General features: G+C 63.7%; 15 protein-coding genes. 10 read left to right on the top strand and 5 right to left on the bottom strand.

Annotated features, from left to right (window positions below; all coding sequences use genetic code 11):
* Nucleotides 1–8 precede the first annotated feature (8 nt).
* The 6 genes from queA to BT108_RS04480 all read left to right on the top strand — a co-directional run bounded on the left by queA (nt 9) and on the right by BT108_RS04480 (nt 6190).
* A complete protein-coding gene (gene queA, locus BT108_RS04505) occupies nt 9–1043 on the top strand; it encodes a tRNA preQ1(34) S-adenosylmethionine ribosyltransferase-isomerase QueA (protein WP_072293356.1) in 1035 nt (344 codons plus the stop codon).
* Nucleotides 1044–1056: 13 nt separating this feature from the next.
* Nucleotides 1057–2166: a tRNA guanosine(34) transglycosylase Tgt gene (tgt, locus tag BT108_RS04500; RefSeq protein ID WP_072293355.1), complete on the top strand. Its 1110-nt coding sequence runs from the start codon at nt 1057–1059 to the stop codon at nt 2164–2166.
* A 42-nt stretch (nt 2167–2208) separates the two neighbouring features.
* Nucleotides 2209–2547, top strand: a complete 339-nt coding sequence (yajC, locus tag BT108_RS04495) for a preprotein translocase subunit YajC (RefSeq protein WP_072293354.1) — start codon at nt 2209–2211, stop codon at nt 2545–2547.
* 78 nt (nt 2548–2625) lie between these two features.
* The gene (secD, locus tag BT108_RS04490) at nt 2626–4470 is read left to right on the top strand and encodes a protein translocase subunit SecD (RefSeq protein ID WP_072293353.1); all 1845 of its coding nucleotides are present in this window, start codon (nt 2626–2628) and stop codon (nt 4468–4470) included.
* 58 nt (nt 4471–4528) lie between these two features.
* The gene (gene secF, locus BT108_RS04485) at nt 4529–5464 is read left to right on the top strand and encodes a protein translocase subunit SecF (RefSeq protein ID WP_072293352.1); all 936 of its coding nucleotides are present in this window, start codon (nt 4529–4531) and stop codon (nt 5462–5464) included.
* A gap of 72 nt (nt 5465–5536) precedes the next feature.
* Nucleotides 5537–6190 (top strand): DedA family protein, encoded by a 654-nt coding sequence (locus BT108_RS04480; protein ID WP_072293351.1) that lies wholly within the window; start codon nt 5537–5539, stop codon nt 6188–6190.
* Nucleotides 6191–6204: 14 nt separating this feature from the next.
* Here the strand turns inward: BT108_RS04480 and hemH are convergent, their stop codons facing one another.
* Together hemH and hrcA are read right to left on the bottom strand one after the other, a co-directional pair.
* Entirely contained in the window at nt 6205–7260 is a 1056-nt protein-coding gene (hemH, locus tag BT108_RS04475; RefSeq protein WP_072293350.1) for a ferrochelatase, read from the bottom strand.
* Nucleotides 7261–7539: 279 nt separating this feature from the next.
* The gene (gene hrcA / locus BT108_RS04470) at nt 7540–8559 is read right to left on the bottom strand and encodes a heat-inducible transcriptional repressor HrcA (RefSeq protein WP_072293427.1); all 1020 of its coding nucleotides are present in this window, start codon (nt 8557–8559) and stop codon (nt 7540–7542) included.
* A 366-nt stretch (nt 8560–8925) separates the two neighbouring features.
* Between hrcA and BT108_RS04465 the strand changes: the two genes are divergently transcribed.
* From BT108_RS04465 to BT108_RS04455, 3 genes are all read left to right on the top strand, one after another.
* Nucleotides 8926–9810 carry an NAD kinase gene (locus tag BT108_RS04465; RefSeq protein ID WP_072293349.1) on the top strand — a complete coding sequence of 295 codons (885 nt, stop codon included), beginning with the start codon at nt 8926–8928 and terminating at the stop codon, nt 9808–9810.
* 10 nt (nt 9811–9820) lie between these two features.
* Nucleotides 9821–11515, top strand: a complete 1695-nt coding sequence (recN, locus tag BT108_RS04460) for a DNA repair protein RecN (RefSeq protein ID WP_072293348.1) — start codon at nt 9821–9823, stop codon at nt 11513–11515.
* Between the two features lie 281 nt (nt 11516–11796).
* Entirely contained in the window at nt 11797–13410 is a 1614-nt protein-coding gene (locus BT108_RS04455) for an esterase-like activity of phytase family protein (RefSeq protein ID WP_083566210.1), read from the top strand.
* Between the two features lie 323 nt (nt 13411–13733).
* On the opposite strand, the gene folE is transcribed toward BT108_RS04455, so the two are convergent.
* The gene (gene folE, locus BT108_RS04450; protein ID WP_072293346.1) at nt 13734–14303 is read right to left on the bottom strand and encodes a GTP cyclohydrolase I FolE; all 570 of its coding nucleotides are present in this window, start codon (nt 14301–14303) and stop codon (nt 13734–13736) included.
* Nucleotides 14304–14721: 418 nt separating this feature from the next.
* Between folE and xth the strand changes: the two genes are divergently transcribed.
* Entirely contained in the window at nt 14722–15585 is an 864-nt protein-coding gene (gene xth / locus BT108_RS04445) for an exodeoxyribonuclease III (RefSeq protein WP_083566208.1), read from the top strand.
* Here the strand turns inward: xth and BT108_RS04440 are convergent.
* Nucleotides 15535–16272, bottom strand: coding sequence for a LuxR family transcriptional regulator (locus BT108_RS04440; protein WP_072293345.1), 738 nt, complete (start codon nt 16270–16272; stop codon nt 15535–15537). The two genes, xth and BT108_RS04440, sit on opposite strands and share 51 nt — an antisense overlap.
* A gap of 352 nt (nt 16273–16624) precedes the next feature.
* On the bottom strand, nt 16625–17680 hold the full coding sequence (locus BT108_RS04435) for a phosphoglycerate mutase (RefSeq protein WP_143142395.1): 1056 nt from the start codon (nt 17678–17680) through the stop codon (nt 16625–16627).
* Nucleotides 17681–17706 lie beyond the last annotated feature (26 nt).

Genomic DNA, 17706 nt, shown 5'->3' with positions numbered 1-17706 from the left:
TATGCGCGATGAGAGTCCAGGACTTCGATTTCGCGCTGCCTCCCGAATTGATCGCGCAGTTTCCCGCGGTCCGGCGGGGGGACAGCCGCCTGCTGCATCTGACGGGTGCGAGCGGTGCGCTGCGGGACGCGACGTTCGCCGACCTGCCCCGATTCATGCGCACCGGCGATGTGATGGTGCTGAACGATACGCGCGTCATCAAGGCGCGTCTGTCCGGGGTGAAGGACAGCGGCGGCAGGGTGGAGGTGATGGTGGAGCGGGTGCTGGACGCGCATCGGGTGCTGGCGGTCATCCGCGCCAGTCATGCGCCGCTGCCGGGATCGGGGCTTCGGCTCGCAGGGGTGCTGGAGGCGACGGTACTGGCGCGCGAAGCGGACCTCTATACTCTGCGCTTCGATTGCGCGGAAACGGTGGCGGAACTGCTGGAGCGCCACGGCAGCGTGCCCCTGCCGCCGTACATCTCCCGCCCGGCGGCGCAAGCCGACGAAAGTCGGTACCAGACGGTTTTCGCGCGGCACGCCGGCGCCGTGGCGGCGCCCACCGCCGGCCTGCACTTCGACGAGGCCATGCTGGAAGCGCTGGCGCGCATGGGTGTGGTGGTGGCCTACGTGACGCTGCATGTGGGATTGGGCACCTTCCAGCCGGTGCGGGTGGAGCGCCTCGCCGAGCACAGGATGCACCGGGAGTCCTTTCACGTCCCAGAGGAGACGGTGGCGGCCATCCAGCGCGCGCGCGCGTCCGGCGGTCGCGTGCTGGCGGTGGGGACGACCTCGCTGCGGGCGCTGGAGGCGGCCGCGGCGGCGGGCGGGGGCGAGCTGCGGCCGGGCCACGGCGATACCGATCTTTTCATCGCGCCCGGCTACCGCCTGCAGGTGGCGGAGCGCCTGCTCACCAACTTCCATCTGCCGCGCTCGACCCTGCTGATGCTGGTATCCGCCTTCGCCGGGATGGAAAACATCCGCCGCGCCTATCGGCATGCGATCGAGGCGCGCTACCGCTTCTTCAGCTATGGCGACGCCATGCTGATCGAAGGGCGGACGTGAGGCGGTGCCCGCAGTGAGGTTCCAGCTGCACCGCGTGGACGGGCTGGCGCGCCGCGCCACCCTGACGCTGGCGCATGGTGCCGTGGAAACCCCCGCCTTCATGCCGGTGGGGACCTACGGTGCGGTGAAGGGGGTGTCGCCCGCCGAACTGGCGCAGGCCGGTGCGCGCATCGTGCTTGGAAACACGTTCCATCTGTGGCTGCGCCCCGGTCTCGAGACGATCGCGGCGCACGGCGGGCTCCATGGGTTCATGGGCTGGCAGGGGCCCTTGCTGACCGATTCGGGAGGATTCCAGGTGTTCAGCCTGGGGGCGCTGCGCAGGATTTCGGAAGAGGGCGTCCGGTTCCGTTCCCCGGTGAACGGGGACGCGTGCATGCTGACGCCGGAAGAATCGATGCGCATCCAGCGCGTGCTCGGCTCGGACGTCGCCATGGTGTTCGACGAGTGTACGCCGTATCCGGCGGACGAGCGTGCCGCCGGGGCATCCATGGAGCTGAGCCTGCGCTGGGCGGAGCGCTCGAGGCGGGCGCACGACGACGATGGCGGCAATCCGAACGCGCTGTTCGGCATCGTCCAGGGCGGCATGCACGAAACCCTGCGCGAACGCTCCCTGGCCGGCCTGCAGGCCATCGGCTTCGACGGCTATGCCATCGGCGGACTGTCGGTGGGGGAGCCGAAGCACGACATGCGCCGTATCCTTCGGCATATCGCGCCGCGGCTCCCTGCCGCGCAGCCGCGCTACCTGATGGGCGTGGGCACGCCGGCGGACATTGTCGAGGCGGTGGCGCAGGGGGTGGACATGTTCGATTGCGTGCTGCCGACGCGCAATGCGCGCAACGGCTGGCTCTATACCCGCGATGGCGTGATCCGGCTGCGCAACAGCCGCTACCGCCACGACACGGCACCGCCGGATCGCCGCTGCGGCTGCTACACCTGTCGCCATTTCAGCCGCGCCTACCTGCACCATCTGCAGCGGATCGACGAGATGCTCGGTGCGAGGCTCAACACCCTGCACAACCTGCATTACTATCAGGAGCTCATGGAAGAGATCCGGGACGCCATCGCAGCGGGAATGTTCGAGGCATATGCGCGGGAATTTCAAGCCCGCGCCGCGCCGTGCTAAGATCCCCCCTTTTCGATCATTGCCATCGCCGGAGGGAATGCCATGCTGATCAGTGAAGCCCTAGCCCAGGCTGCCCCCCCCGCCGCTCCCGGTGGGGCGGATTTCCTCAGCCTGCTGCCGCTGATCGCCATCTTCGCCGTCTTTTACCTGCTGTTGATCCGCCCCCAGACGAAGCGCGCCAAGGAGTTGAAGCTGATGATCGACGCGCTGCAGAAGGGCGACGAGGTGGCCACCTCCGGAGGACAGCTGGGGCGCGTGCACAAGGTCAGCGGCAACTACATCATTCTCCAGATCGCCGAGAACGTGCAGGTGGTCGTGCAGAAGTCCTCCATCCAGACCCTGCTGCCAAAGGGGACGTTGAACAGCATCGAAAAGGACTGACCGGATTCCGGCAAGGCGCGGCACCGACGGCGCGGCACGCGTTTTTCGCTTTTCCACTTTTCCCGTATCCATTTCACCATGAACCGCTATCCTCTCTGGAAGTATCTGATCGTCGCGGTCGCGGTGCTGCTCGGGCTGCTCTATACCTTGCCGAATTTCTACGGCGAATCGCCCGCCGTGCAGGTCTCCCCGCTGCGCACCGCCGCCAAGGCTGATACTGCGCTGCTGCAACGGGTCGAGGATACCTTGCGGAAGAGTGGACTCAACAATACCGGCCTTTTCCTGGAGACGGGCGGGGTCAAGGTGCGCTTCGCCGATACCGACAGCCAGATCAAGGCCAAGGATGCGTTGCAGTCGGAACTGGGCAACGGCTACATGGTGGCGCTGAACCTGCTGCCGAATTCGCCCCAGTGGCTTTCCACCGTCGGCGCGTTGCCGATGTACCTGGGGCTCGACCTGCGCGGCGGCGTCCACTTCCTGCTGCAGGTGGACATGCACGGCGCTCTCTCGAAGGCGCTCGACCGTTTCGCCGCGGACATCCGCAGCACCCTGCGCGAGCAGAAGGTCCAGTACATCGGCCTGGACAAGGACGCCGCGCTCATTACCGTGAAGTTCCGCGACGCCCAGTTGCGGGCCCGGGCCGCGGATGAGATCAGGAAAGCCTACGCCGATCTCGACCTGCGCGAACGCAGCGTGAGGGATGAGTTCCATCTGACGGCCACCCTCAGGCCGGAGGCACAGAAGCGCATCCAGGACACCGCGGTGCAGCAGAACATCACCACCCTGCGCAACCGCGTCAACGAACTGGGCGTGGCCGAGCCGATCATCCAGCAGGCCGGCGCGGATCGCGTGGTGGTGCAGTTGCCCGGGGTGCAGGATACCGCCAAGGCCAAGGACATCCTGGGGCGCACTGCGACGCTGGAGGTGCGCATGGTGGATGACGAGCGCGACCTCGCCGCCGCTTTGAACGGCCGCGTGCCGTTCGGTACCGAGCTCTACAACGAACGGGGCGGCGGCCCGCTGCTGGTGAAGAAGCAGGTGGTGCTGACGGGGGATCGCATCAACGACGCGCAGCCCGGCTTCGACAGCAACAACCAGCCGGCGGTGCATCTCAACCTGGACAGCAACGGCGCGCGCATCTTCAAGCAGCTCACGCGCGACAACGTCGGCCGGCGCATGGCCATTCTGCTGGTCGAGAAGAACCAGACCGAAGTCATCACGGCGCCGGTGATCCGGGAGGAGATCGGCGGCGGACGAGTCCAGATCAGCGGCCGCATGAGCAGCGAGGAAGCGCGCGATGTGGCCCTGCTGCTGCGTGCGGGGGCGCTGGCGGCGCCCATGGACATCATCGAGGAGCGCACGGTAGGCCCCAGCCTGGGCGCGGACAACATCGCGCGCGGCTTCAATTCCACCCTCTTCGGATTCCTGGGCATCGCCCTGTTCATGATGGTCTACTACATGCTGTTCGGCGTCATCTCCGTCATCGCGCTGGGCGTGAACCTGCTGCTCCTGATCGGCCTGCTCTCCATCCTGCAGGCGACCCTGACCCTGCCGGGGATGGCCGCGATCGCGCTGACCATCGGCATGGCGATCGACGCCAATGTGCTGATCAACGAGCGCATCCGCGACGAACTGCGCAATGGCATGTCGCCGCAGGCCGCGATCAATGCCGGCTACGAGCGCGCGTTCGGCACGATCGTTGATTCGAACATCACCACCCTGATCGCCGGCATCGCCCTGTTCGCCTTTGGAACCGGGCCCATCAAGGGATTCGCCGTGGTGCTGTGCCTGGGGATCCTGACCTCGATCTTCAGCGCGGTGATGGTTTCACGCAGCGTGGTCAACCTGACCTACGGCAGGCGCCGCAAATTGGATGGCGTTTCCATCGGGCAGGTGTGGAAGCCTGCAAGCGATGGCCGCTGAGGCCGATGCGCAGCAAGCGCATGAAAAAAAGATGAGTTGATCGGGAGACCGGAGCCGGATGGAATTCTTCAGGATCAAGCGCGACATTCCCTTCATGAGCTGGGGAAAGTACACCACCGCCATCTCGTTGGTGACGTTTCTTGTGGCGGTGTTCTTCCTGATCACCCGAGGCCTGAACCTGGGCGTGGACTTCACCGGAGGCACGGTGATGGAGGTGGGATATACCCAGTCGGTGGACGTCGACCGCGTGCGGGGCGTCCTCGTCGGGCTCGGGATGCCGGACGTCAGCGTGCAGAATTTCGGCACGTCGCGGGATGTGCTGATCCGGCTGCCCGCGAGGCCGGACATATCCAGCGCGCAACTGTCCGAAACGGTGATCGAGGCCCTGCGCCGGGATGATCCGGCAGCGGAGATGCGCCGGGTGGAGTTCGTCGGTCCGCAGGTGGGCAAGGAACTGGTCGAGAATGGCGCCCTGGCGCTGATGATCGTGTGCTTCGGCATCGTGGCCTACCTGGCGGTGCGGTTCGAGTGGAAGTTCGGCGTTTCGGGCATCGTCGCCAACCTGCACGACGTGGTGATCATCCTGGGCTTCTTCGCTTTTTTCCAGTGGGAATTCTCCCTGACCGTACTGGCCGCCATCCTGGCGGTACTGGGCTATTCGGTCAACGAGTCGGTGGTGGTGTTCGACCGGATACGGGAGAATTTTCGCAAGATGCGCAAGGCACCGGTCACGCAGGTCATCGACAATGCGATCACCCGCACCATGTCACGCACCATCATCACCCATGGCAGCACCGAAATGGTGGTAATATCCATGCTGCTGTTCGGCGGCGAGGCGCTGCACTATTTCGCCCTGGCGCTCGCCATCGGGATCCTGTTCGGCATCTACTCCTCGGTCCTGGTGGCAAGTCCGCTGCTCATGCTGCTGGGAGTCTCGCGCGAGGACATCGTCAAGCCCGAAAAGAAGAAGGACGAGACGGAAGCGCTCCCCTGATGCAGCAGTCCCGGTAGTCCGGGCTCCGGGCCGTACGTCATCCGTGTCGCATCCCTGCCTGGTACGTGTGTTTTGGAACTTCTCGCCACCCTCGTCGATATCGTCCTGCATCTGGATCAGCACCTCATCTGGCTGGTGCAGAACTATGGAAACTGGGTTTACCTCATCCTGTTCCTGATCGTCTTCTGCGAAACGGGACTGGTGGTGATGCCCTTCCTGCCAGGGGATTCGCTGCTGTTCGTGGCCGGTGCGATCGCGGCGAGCGGCGCCATGGAGGTGCAGTGGCTGGCGGCCCTGCTCATGCTGGCTGCATTCTGCGGCGACAACACGAACTACTGGATCGGACGTTATTTCGGCCCGCGAATCTTCAGTCGCGCGGAATCGCGCCTGCTGAACCGTGCTCACCTGGAGAAGACCCACCGGTTCTATGAAAAGCACGGCGGCAAGACCATCATCTTTGCGCGCTTCCTGCCGATCGTGCGCACCTTCGCCCCCTTCGTCGCCGGCGTCGGCCGCATGGCCTATCCGCGTTTCGTGGCGTACAGCGCCTTCGGCGGGGTTTTCTGGATCAGCTTCTTCGTGTTCGGCGGCTATTTCTTCGGCAACGTGCCGGTAGTGAAGAACAACCTGACCTTCTTCATTCTGGGGATCGTCGTCGTCTCCGTCCTGCCCGCCATCGTCCAGTTCGTCCGCAGCCGTCTCGGTGGCAGCGGGCAGGATGCCTGAGGAGGGCCCCGGGTCTAATTCTTCCTTTCGACCTTCGCCGCTTCCCATCCTTGCAGATGGGTGCAGACAATGTCCGCCAGCACCTGTATCCAGTCATGGCGCTCATTCAGGCAGGGGATGGGATGGTACGCTTGGCCGCCTGCGCGGAGGAAGATATCCCGGCCTTCCATGGCGATTTCCTCCAGGGTCTCGAGACAGTCGGAAACGAAGCCGGGACAGACCACGTCCACGCGCCGCACGCCCTGCCGTCCCAGCTGCTCCAGCGTGGCGGCGGTGTAGGGCGTCAGCCACTCCGCACGCCCGAAGCGTGACTGGAAGGAGATCAGGTAGTCGTCCTCTCCGAGTTCCAGCGCCCGGGCCAGCAGGCAGCCCGTGATCCGGCAGTCTTCGGGATAGGGATCGCCCTTGTCCACCGCGGCACGGGGAATTCCATGAAAGCTGATCAGCAGCTTGTCGGGCCGGCCGCTCTCGGCCCAGTGGTCGCGCACGTTTTGCGCCAGTGCCGCGATGTAGCCCGGATGATCGGGGTAGTGCCTCACCGTGCGCAGGGCCGGAACGTCGCGCAGTCCGCCCAGATATCCAAAGACGGCATCGAAGATCGCGGCGGTGCTGCTGGCGGCATACTGGGGGTAGAGCGGCACAACCAGGATGCGGTCGCAGCCCTGCCGCAGCATGCTTTCCAGGATCTGCGCGATGGACGGGCTCCCAATGCTCATGGCATATTCTATGATCGGCGGGAAAGGCGTGCGTGCGGCCATGGCGTCGCGCAGCAGCCGGGTCTGGCGCTCGGTGTGCACCTTCAGGGGAGAGCCCTCCGGCATCCAGATCTGGGCGTACTTCTCCGCCGATTTTGCGGGGCGCGTGGGAAGGATGGCGCCATTCAGGATCGGCCACCATATCCACGACGGAATCTCCACGACGCGCGGGTTGCTCAGGAACTGCCTGAGGTAGGGCCGAAGTGCCTGGGCGGTAGGCGCTTCCGGTGTGCCGAGGTTGACCAGCAGCACGCCCGTCCCGCTCTCGGCATCCCGTACGCCCTGCGGATGGGCGGATCCGGCCTGCTGGTTCAATCCGCGTCTGCTAGGGCCTGCTAACACTTGTTTCGTGGTCGCGTTGCTACGCGAAAAAGCGCGACGGCAAGGCGCAAAGCGCAGGGCATAGCCGGCCTATGGCCAAGCTTTGCAACGCTGCACCCGTGCTTTTTCGTGCGCAACCCGGAGGGACGGGACGGAATTTCACCCGGCCCATCGTTACTCGTCGCTTGCAGAGCTTACTCTGCTGCACGGCTCGCGCCTCGTTCCAACTGAAATTCGTCACCGTCGCGAGCATGAAATGAGTGTTAACAGGCCCTAGTGGTGCGACAATGCACTGGAAAGCAGCCGGGCGGTGGCATCCACGATGGGAATGACGCGTTCGTAGGCCATGCGCGTGGGTCCGACCACACCCACGGTGCCCACGACCTTTCCATCCACCTCGTAGGGCGCGGTCACCACGCTGCACTCATCCAGCGTCAGCACGCCGGATTCGTCGCCGATGAAGATCTGCACGCCCTCCGCCTTGCGGCTGAATTCCAGCAGTTGCAGCAGCACGGTCTTGCGCTCGAACAAATCGAACAGCTTCTTCAGGCTCGTCATGTTGCCGGAGAGATCCTGCACATCCAGCAGGCGGCGCTCGCCCGCCACGACCAGCGCCTCGCTGTTTTCCTGGGCTGCCTCGCTGCCCAGCGCGATGGCTGCAGCCATGAGATGGGCCATGTCGTGGCGCAACTGCTTCAGTTCGCTCTGGATGCGCACGCGGATTTCATCGAAGGTGCATCCGGCATAGTTCTGGTTGATGAAGTTGGCGGCCTCGACCAGTTCCGCCTGGCTGTAGGGCCTGTCGGCCAGCAGCACGCGGTTCTGGACGTCGTCGTCCGGGGTGACGAGGATGAGCAGGATGCGCTTTTCCGACAAGGCCAGGAATTCAATGTAGCGGAAGACGCCGCTGCTGCGCTTGGGTGTCACCACCATTCCGGCGAAGCGGGTCAGTTCCGACAGCAACTGCGAGGCGGAGTTGATCAGCCGCGACGGGTGGTCCGGGTGCAACTGGTCCTCGAGCTGGCTGATCTCGATGACGTCGAGGGGTTTGACCACCAGCAGGGTATCGACGAAGAAGCGGTAGCCGCGATGGGTCGGCACCCGCCCGGCGGAAGTATGGGGGCTGGCGACGAAACCCATTTCCTCCAGGTCGGCCATCACGTTGCGTATCGTGGCAGGGCTGAGGTCGAGGCCCGAAAACCTGGAGAGCGCGCGTGATCCTACCGGCTGGCCATCGCTGATGTACCGTTCGACCAGCGTCTTGAGCAGAATTTTTTCTCTTTGGTTGAGCATGTTGTCGTCAACTTGGGCCATGCCGTGCAATCCGGCAGGGTGCGCATCCCAGGTCCCGTCATCCGGGGATCGGCCGATCATCGAATTTACGGGCATTCTACACCAGGATACGGTTTGCAGCAGTGGGCAGTGAGCCGTGCACATCCACCGTCCTTCGCGACCGGTGCCCTGCAATACTGTTCGACACGAAACCGGTGAAACTGTTCCGGGGCATCCCCGGAACAGGAGCGGCAGGGAATGCTTTGTCAGCACACGCACGATGTGGTTTAATCCGGAAATGCTGCTACATGAGGTATCCGTTACGCTTCCGGCGCACGGCCGGTTTCGACAGGAACGGCTTCCAGGCTCTCCATTTCAAGTGTAGTCATGAGTTTTCCGTTCAAGACGGTCGCGGTAATCGGCAAGCACAAGAATCCGGACATCGCCGTTCCCTTGTTCCATCTGGGACAGTATCTGAAGAGTCGGGGTGTTGAAGTCCTGCTGGAATCCCTGACTGCCGCCAGCATCTCGACAAAGCCCCATGCCGTCGCGACACTGGAGGAGATCGGCGCCCGCGCGGATCTTGCCATCGTGCTGGGAGGGGACGGCACCATGCTCAACATCGCGCGCAAGCTTGCTCCCTTTGATGTACCGCTGGTCGGCATCAATCAGGGCAGGCTGGGATTCCTGACCGATCTCTCGATCGATTCCATGACCGAGGCGCTCGGCCCCATGCTGGATGGCGGCTATGTCGCGGAACGGCGCATGCTGCTGCACGTCGAAGTCGCGCGAAACTCTGTCGGCATATTCGATTCCCTGGCCCTGAACGACGTGGCGGTGAACCGGGGGGTCAGCGGCAACATGATCGAACTCGAAGTGCGCATCGACGGCGAGTACGTCTATTCGCTGCGCGCCGATGGCCTGATCGTCGCCACGCCTACGGGCTCCACCGCCTATGCGTTGTCGGCCGGCGGCCCGATCCTGCATCCCGGGCTCGACCTGGTCGCCCTGGTGCCGGTGAGCCCGCACACGCTCAGCAACCGCTCCATCGTGGTGGAGCCGGGCGCCGTCGTCGAGATCCTCATGCACCATACCCCGGTGGCGCGCGTGCATGCCGACAGCCATTTTCACTTCGACCTGCAGGCACATGACAAAGTCATGGTGCGCCGCTCTCCATACGAGGCGACGCTGCTGCACGCCGCCGACCACAGCTATTATCGCATGCTGCGCGAGAAGCTAGGCTGGAGCGGCTTGCCGAGAAAACCGGCATGAATCGTCCGCCATGCTGAGATTCCTGTCCATACGGGATTTCGTGATCGTGGATTGCATGGAGCTGGAGTTCGCTCCCGGTTTCACTGCATTGACCGGCGAGACCGGCGCCGGAAAATCGATCCTGATCGATGCGCTGTCCCTGGTCCTGGGGGAACGGGGTGACACCGGAGAAGTGCGCGAGGGCTGCGATCGCGCCGAAATCAGCGCGGAGTTCGACATCGGCGCGCTGCCGGAAGCGGGAGAGTGGCTGCGCTGCAACGGGTTCGAAGGCGAGGGCGACGAGGGCGACACGTGTCTGATGCGGCGGGTCATGGATCGCGGCGGGCGCTCGCGCGGCTTCATCAACGGCCGGCCGGCCACCGTGCAGCAGTTGCGCGCGGCGGGCGAACTGCTGGTGGACATCCATGGCCAACATGCCCATCAATCCCTGCTGCGCGGCGATGCGCAGCGCGAACTGGTGGACGCCTTCTCGGGCAGCGGTGATCTGTCACGAAGCACCGGCGACGCCTATCGCCGCTGGTCGGCGGCCCGGCAGCGGCGCCTGGATTGGGAGCGCAACCGGACGGCATCCGCGCAGGAGCGAGAGCAGCTGGAGTGGCAGCGGGATGAACTCGCCGCGCTGCATTTCTCCCTTGAGGAATGGCTGGCGCTACAAACCGACCACGAACGCCAGACGCATGCCGGCAGCCTGCTGGAAGGCGCACAGATGGCGCTCGACCTCTTGTCCGAAGGAGAGCAGGCCGCCCTCGCGCAGGTAGCGTCCGTCGTTTCGCGCCTGAGTGGCCTGCAGGAGCGGGACGCCGCCCTGGAGCCCATACTGGATCTGCTGGAATCGGCGCGCATCCAGCTGCAGGAAAGCGTATACGAACTGGAGCGCTATCCGCAGCGGCTCGATTTCGACCCGCAAACCCTGCAGCACATGGAGGAACGATTGTCCGCGGTCCATGCCGTTGCCAGGAAATACCGCATTGCGCCCGCGGAATTGGCGGATCTGCTGGCGGCGACATCCGCGCAGCTGGCGCAGCTGGGGTCGGAGGGCGACGGTACGGCCCTGGCGCAGGAAGAGGCACAGGCCCATCAACACTACCTCGCCCTGGCGGGCAGGCTGAGCGAGGCGAGAAAGACGGCGGCCACGGCGCTTGGCCACAAGGTGACCGCCGCGATGCAGGATCTGGCCATGGCGGGCGGAGAGTTTGCCGTGGCCCTCGTTCCGCTGGAGCAGGCAGGAGCGAACGGCATGGAGCAAGTCGAATTCCAGGTCTCGGCCCACCGGGGACTGCCACTGCGGCCCCTGGCAAAGGTCGCTTCCGGGGGCGAACTGTCGAGGATCAGCCTGGCGATCCAGGTCGTCACCAGCAAGCTCGGATCCGTGCCCACCCTCGTATTCGACGAGGTGGACGCCGGCATCGGCGGCCGCGTGGCGGAGATGGTGGGCGGGCTGCTGAAGCGCCTGGGGGTCGAGCGCCAGGTCATGTGCGTCACCCATCTGGCGCAGGTCGCGGCGGCGGGCGACAACCAGTGGCGGGTTGCCAAGTCGGTCGATCCCGGCGCAGCGGTATCGAGCCATGTCACCGTGCTCGGCGAACAGGAGCGGGTCGAGGAAATCGCCCGCATGCTGGGCGGCGAACGGATCACGGAGATCACGCGCAGGCACGCGGCCGAGATGCTGCGTAGCGCGCAGGCGGCTCTCACGCCGCCTTCCTAGGCACAGGCATCCTTCCGATCATCCACCGGGAGCGGCAGGCGTCGGCTTCCGGCAGGGCGGGTACCGTCACGCCTGCTTCCTCCACCTGATCATTCCAGGGCAAACCGGCATGCCGCCTTTCCGGCAGTCCGCATACCGGCGTTACTCCATGTGTCTCCAGGATATTCCTCATGGATCAGGTCCGGCGTCATCTATATGACATGTGACCCGACTACCATCCGATAGCGGTACGCCCAAAAAACCAAAACTCACAAATCATCGACCATCGAAAGGGAGGAGTCATGAAGCACGCCATGTCATCGTTGCCGCGCATCGCCGCAGCGGTATTGTTCACCGCGACGACCGTCGCCACGCTTCCGCTCCATGCGGCCCCGCTCACGGTCAACGGCACGACGTTCGAGTTGCAGGGGCTGGTGGGTGTCGGCCGGCTACCGGCCAATCTTGTGGACGAGCACGGCGAGACCTTCGGCTCGGTCTCCGGATTGTTCGCGGACACCTCCGCCTGGACGCGGTCCGGCGACACGTACTCCGGCATCTTCTATACCACGCCCGATCGTGGATACAACGCCGTCGGGACGATCGACTACACCGCGCGGCTGAACCAGCTGGCGGTGAGCTTCACCCCGGCGCCCGTGGGCGCCAGCGGCCTCCCGCAGAATCAGATCCAGCTCACGCTCACCCAGGCCACCAAGCTCTACGAGGCATTGCCCGGGGGCGGAAAGCTGGACATCAGCGGCCTCGATCCAGTGCCCGGTGGGCTCGCGGCCGGCGGGGCAAGGGCCGCGACCGGGCTTCTGCCCGAGCTCCCGCAGGCGTACAACGGCAAGCTTGCACTCGATGCCGAAGGCGTGGTCAAGCTGTCCGACGGTTCGCGCCTGATCAGCGACGAGTACGGGCCGTCAATCTATCGTTTCTCCGCGGACGGCCAGTTCCTCGGCGCGCTGCCGGTGGCGGAATCGGTACGGCCGATCCGCAACGGCGTCACGGACTACAGCTCCAACAACCCCGCCGCCGGCCAGCCCGCGCCGGTCCCGGCCAATCCGTCGTTCGGCCGGCAGAACAACCAGGGCTTCGAGGGCCTTTCCATCTCGCCGGACGGCAAGACACTTTTCGTGGGGCTGCAGAGCGCCACCCGCCAGGACGGCGGGACTGGCGGAACCGCTGCCACACGGGACAATACCCGCCTGTTCACCTATGACCTGAGCAATCCCGACGACATCACCCTGACCGGTGAATACGTGGTTCAGCTTCCCAAGTTCACCCAGAACGGGCAGACGCTGGTCGCCGCGCAAAGCGAGATTCATGCGCTGTCGGATTCCCAGTTGCTGATTCTTCCCCGCGACAGCAACGGCTTCGCTGTCGGTACGGAGCAATCCTTCCTGCGCCGCGTGGACGTGATCGACATCAGCGATGCCACCAACATCCTCGGCCAGAGCTACGAAGGCACGGTTGCTCCAGGCGGGGTGCTCGACCCGCAAATCATTCCGGCGCTGTACGCGCCGTTCCTGGACGTCAACGACAACAGCCAGTTGAACCGCTTCGGACTGGCGAACGGCAATATTCCGGGGTTCGACAACCTGTCGGAGAAATGGGAAGGGCTGGCGCTGGTTTCGGCGCTTGATCCCGAGCATCCGAACGACTACTTCCTCATCATTGCCAACGATAACGATTTCATGACTACCCAGGGCTTCCAGGCCGGCGAAGCCTACGATGCCGGCGTCGACATCGATACGACGTTCCTCGCCTACCGCGTCACTATTTCGCCCGTGCCGGAACCGTCGGCCGCGCTGATGATGCTGGCCGGCCTGGCCGGTATCCTGGGTGCGCTGCGTACCCGCCGCCGGGGCGGTTCGACTCATCCGGCTCTTTCGTCGGGATATTCCGGCGCCGCATAACACGTATCGCGCGGTGCGCCAGGCTCCAGGGAGGCATTCCTGGAGCGGATACGGATATCCCGGGCGTTTAGGCGTGGGTGTGAGTCATTCACTGTCCTATCGCGGCGGCGGGCCCCCGGCGGCCGTGTCTACACCGGGGTGCGCATGGGCAATTCCCGCGGACCATTGGTCCATCCAGTAAGTGGTGGCATAGCAATATCAAGTCCAACCGGAATATCGAACCGCAAGCGACGTCGATACCGCATCTCGCCGCTACCAAGCTGGCGTGGAACCCCCAGCGATTTCCAGCGCGGGCATCATACGGCTCGCGGCCCGGAAGGCGGCTATTCCGCCAGGGCCAGGAATTCCGCCCGTTGCGCGGCGTTCGTCTTCAGGTCCCCGAGCATTGCGGAGGTGACCGTTTCCTCGCCCGCGACGGCGATGCCGCGGGATTCCATGCACATGTGGCGACACCGGATGATGACACCTACAGCCTTGGGCTGCAGGTGTTCGAGGAGGGATTGGGCGATCTGCTGCGTGAGGCGCTCCTGCACCTGGAGCCGTGCGGCGAAGCAGTTGACCAGCCGCGTCAGCTTCGACAGCCCGACGATGTGGCCGTTGGGGAGATAGCCGATGGTCGCATGGCCGAAGAAGGGCGCGAGATGGTGCTCGCAGTGGGAATATACCGGTATCTGCCTGACCACGATCAGTTCGTCGTAGCATTCCCCGCCATCGGAGAAGGTCTTGAGGATCGTGGCCGGATCCTGCCTGTAGCCGCGCGTCCAGTGCGCCCAGGCACGCATGACTCGGGAAGGCGTTTCGGACAGGCCCTGGCGTTCAGGATCCTCGCCGATCGATCGCAGCAATTTCTTCCAGTCTTCCGTGCCGAATTCCGAGTGAGGGGGAGCAGTCATCGTGGCGCTACCTCTGTCTGTTTGCCAGGTTATAGAAATGCATGCAGGCCGGGCGATCGAACGGGATGAGGCGTTTTCGTCCTGAAATCCGTCATTTCCGCGAAATTCGGAATAGGAAAGTGGCAAGCGGATTTCTTGAATCGGTCGGATGGATATATCGCGACCCGGCGGGGACCGGATGCGCCGGACACCGGGGGCAAGCACGAGCAGGCTGGCGTACGGCAGGGAAAGGGTCGGGGAGACATCAGCTTCCTTTCATGGGCGGTGTGCGCCATGCACATCCTTTTTTCATCATAACACACGGTACCCCCGCCATGTCGGCCCCCTGGGGGCTGGCTCCGTCTCCGCTTCTTGAGGGGGCATCGGTTGCGTGCGAAAATACCGGTCCTTCCCTCGGGCGGCTTCGAGCCGGACGCGCATGAGAATCGCCACCTGGAATGTCAATTCCCTGAAAGTCCGGCTGCCGCAGGTGCTGGACTGGCTTGCGGCGCATCAGCCGGATGTACTGTGCCTGCAGGAAACGAAGCTGCAGGATGACCATTTTCCCCTTGCGGCAATCTCGGAGGCGGGATATCACGCGATCTACGCCGGCCAGAAGACCTACAATGGCGTCGCCTTGCTCGGCAGGCAGCCCGGTACGGGCGTGATCGCAGGCATGCCCGGATTCGACGATCCCCAGAAGCGCGTATTGTCGGCAGTGTATGGAGATGTGCGGATCGTCTGCGCCTATGTTCCCAATGGGGAGCACATCGAGTCCGAGAAATACCAGTACAAGCTCAGGTGGCTGGATGCCTTCCACGAATGGGTGGCCGGACTCTTGGACGATTGCGGCAGATTGGCGCTGCTGGGCGACTTCAATATCGCGCCGGAAGCGCGTGACGTATACGATCCTGCGGCGTGGGAAGGGCAGGTGCTGTTCAGTGAGCCTGAGCGCGCGGCATTTGGCTCTATGCTGGGGCTGGGGTTGCAGGATGGCTTTCGCCTGTTCGACCAGCCGGAGAAATCCTATACGTGGTGGGACTATCGCATGATGGCTTTCCGCCGCAACATGGGCCTGCGCATCGACCATATCCTGTTGAGCGGCGATCTCGCAAAGCTTTGCACCGCCTGCGCCATCGACAAGGCGGCGCGCCGGCTGGAGCGGCCTTCCGACCATGCGCCGGTGCTGGCGGAGCTGGCGATGGAGCCCCAGGGTACGTGCATCGCCTTACTGCCGCAGAGGACGGGCGATTCAGGTGATCGTATAGGAAGGGGTGATGAGCCCCATGGACAGGGCGCGTGAGATGGCCTGCTGGCGGTTGACGACGCCCATTTTCTGGGCCGCGTTCTGGAGATGGAAGGTCACCGTGCGTTCCGAGATGTTCACGATATTGGCGATTTCCCAACCTGTCTTGCCTTCCGCCGCCCACAGCAGGCACTCCCTTTCCCGTTCCGTCAGGCTGACCTGCCTGAGGGGAAGCGGCCCCCGGCTGAGAACAAGGCGTTGCACGGCTTCGTGCAGGTAACAGGTCAGCAGCTGGCCCTGCCCCATCATTGCCATGATGTCATTCTGGGCCTCACGGGATTCGCGCGAGGTGGCAAGGCTCAGCATCGCGGTTTCGCCGTGCCCGCCGTGAACGGCGAAGCTGGCGCCGGTAACCAGGCCGCAATCCCTGGCCTCGTTTCTTACCTTGATTTCCTTGTGCCCCTTGAAGAGCTCGTTTTTCCAGATGATGGGAATGGTGCTGCGGATGCAGTGCCGTACGGTCGGGTCGATATTGACGTAGCCCTCGTCATCGTAGCGTTTGCGCCACTCCTCCGGATAACAGCTCAGAATGAATCGGTAGGGCCGGGTGAGCGAGGTGTTGACCTGCACTCCATACAGGAAGTGCTCGAACCCCATCTGGTTGGCGATGGTTGTGGTGTTGGCGTGCAGCTCTTCGACAGTCTGGCAGTTCAGCAGCGATTCGAACAGGCTGATATCAGTCATGATGACTCCCTCTCATGATTTCTCATGATTATTCTGCCTGCCCTGGGAATCCGTCGAAACTGTTGCCGGTCAGGGCAATTTGTCAAAATATGCTTATATCACAGTGGCTTGCTGCATCGATTCTCGGGTGTACCCAGGCTCTACCCATTTATCATGCGTGGATTCTCTCGAACCTGAGACACAACTATACATCCAGCGCATACGGATTGGATAGCGCAAAATAGCTATTTACCAATAAAAATGAGAATGATAGCAAGGATTTATCCATTTGTCAGTTACTGCTTTACAAGACTGCTGGATTAGCTCCTTCCCAGGACAAGAGTATACTCTGGCTATCTTTTTTGATGGTAATCTATCTGGGCAGGTAGCTGGAAAAGGGTTTGATCCTGTGCCAGAACTTTTTCCAGTCCCGGTGCGTCAGGACAAAACGCCCCGCACCGCGGGTACCGATGTCCGTGAGCGTGAGCCGGGCGAGCTTCCCCTGTCGCGACAGGAGGCGCAGGGGCTCAAACCAGTCCCGTTCCAACGCCTTCATCTCTTCACGCCAGCCGTAGGCATCGCCGTAGCGCGATTTTCGGTACAGCGCATCGAGGAGCACCAGATGGCTGCCTGATGTGGCCGAACGGTGCCACAGTTCCGCCGTCGCCGGCAGCGGTGCGTGATCGATGCGGGCTGTCCGCGCCAGGGAGCGGGCAAGAACGTCATCGCTCCAGACATGGGTATAGGCACTGGTTGCGGGCCGCGGTAAGGTTCCGCCTCCCCAGAACCAGACGCCGTTGACCGCCGGCTCCCCGCGCCTCTCGCGGGATTGATTGAGCGGATGATCGTGTAGCAGCATCTGAATTTCATTGAGCAGCGTTCGCCACTGTCGGCTGGCCGTGCCGGACGGCAGCCGGGCGGCCATGTTCTGATTGATGGCTTCGCTCAGCAGATGCGTGCTTGCCGGCGGCATCGCCGTGGCGTTCAGGTACCAGCGATCGGGCTGCAACGGCAGCAGTTCGATGGGCCGGTCGTCCTCCCCGAAATGCTGGTTGAGAAAATCCGTGAGCTGCTGCGCTTCTTCCGCGGAGATCTGGAACACATGGCTATCGGCCAGCAGGATCTGATTCTGCTCGATACGCAGGTGTATCGGATCGGCCCGGATCCATCGGTCGTCTCCGGCCGCAATGCTTTCCGCACTGTCGATTTCCAGCGTGAGAGGAGCAACCGGCCAGTCTTCCTGCCGTTCGACATGGAAGGTGCGGCACAGCCATGGTTCGATCGGCTGCGCAGCTTCCTCGATGCGGGCGCTCTTGGCCAGCAGGCCCGCCAGGTTGGGCAGCGGCAGGTCATCGTAGATCGCATCCAGGGACGGATCCGGCCAGAACAGGGACGGGGCGAGCAGGTGCAGTTCCAATCGGCCTGTCATCGATCCGGGTCAGCGTGGGAACGGGG

The organism is Nitrosovibrio sp. Nv17 (genome assembly GCF_900119085.1).
Classification (GTDB): Bacteria; Pseudomonadota; Gammaproteobacteria; order Burkholderiales; family Nitrosomonadaceae; genus Nitrosospira.
Note: the sequence above shows the minus strand (reverse complement) of the source record. Positions and strands in the feature narration are given on the sequence as shown.

What these genes read in the sequence shown, in the direction of transcription:
- queA (WP_072293356.1), top strand. Translation starts at nt 9, where the DNA reads ATGAGAGTCCAGGACTTCGATTTCGCGCTGCCTCCCGAATTGATCGCG.
- yajC (WP_072293354.1), top strand. Translation starts at nt 2,209, where the DNA reads ATGCTGATCAGTGAAGCCCTAGCCCAGGCTGCCCCCCCCGCCGCTCCC.
- secD (WP_072293353.1), top strand. Translation starts at nt 2,626, where the DNA reads ATGAACCGCTATCCTCTCTGGAAGTATCTGATCGTCGCGGTCGCGGTG.
- secF (WP_072293352.1), top strand. Translation starts at nt 4,529, where the DNA reads ATGGAATTCTTCAGGATCAAGCGCGACATTCCCTTCATGAGCTGGGGA.
- hrcA (WP_072293427.1), bottom strand. Translation starts at nt 8,559, where the DNA reads ATGCTCAACCAAAGAGAAAAAATTCTGCTCAAGACGCTGGTCGAACGG.
- BT108_RS04465 (WP_072293349.1), top strand. Translation starts at nt 8,926, where the DNA reads ATGAGTTTTCCGTTCAAGACGGTCGCGGTAATCGGCAAGCACAAGAAT.
- recN (WP_072293348.1), top strand. Translation starts at nt 9,821, where the DNA reads ATGCTGAGATTCCTGTCCATACGGGATTTCGTGATCGTGGATTGCATG.
- BT108_RS04455 (WP_083566210.1), top strand. Translation starts at nt 11,797, where the DNA reads ATGAAGCACGCCATGTCATCGTTGCCGCGCATCGCCGCAGCGGTATTG.
- folE (WP_072293346.1), bottom strand. Translation starts at nt 14,303, where the DNA reads ATGACTGCTCCCCCTCACTCGGAATTCGGCACGGAAGACTGGAAGAAA.
- xth (WP_083566208.1), top strand. Translation starts at nt 14,722, where the DNA reads ATGAGAATCGCCACCTGGAATGTCAATTCCCTGAAAGTCCGGCTGCCG.
- BT108_RS04440 (WP_072293345.1), bottom strand. Translation starts at nt 16,272, where the DNA reads ATGACTGATATCAGCCTGTTCGAATCGCTGCTGAACTGCCAGACTGTC.
- BT108_RS04435 (WP_143142395.1), bottom strand. Translation starts at nt 17,680, where the DNA reads ATGACAGGCCGATTGGAACTGCACCTGCTCGCCCCGTCCCTGTTCTGG.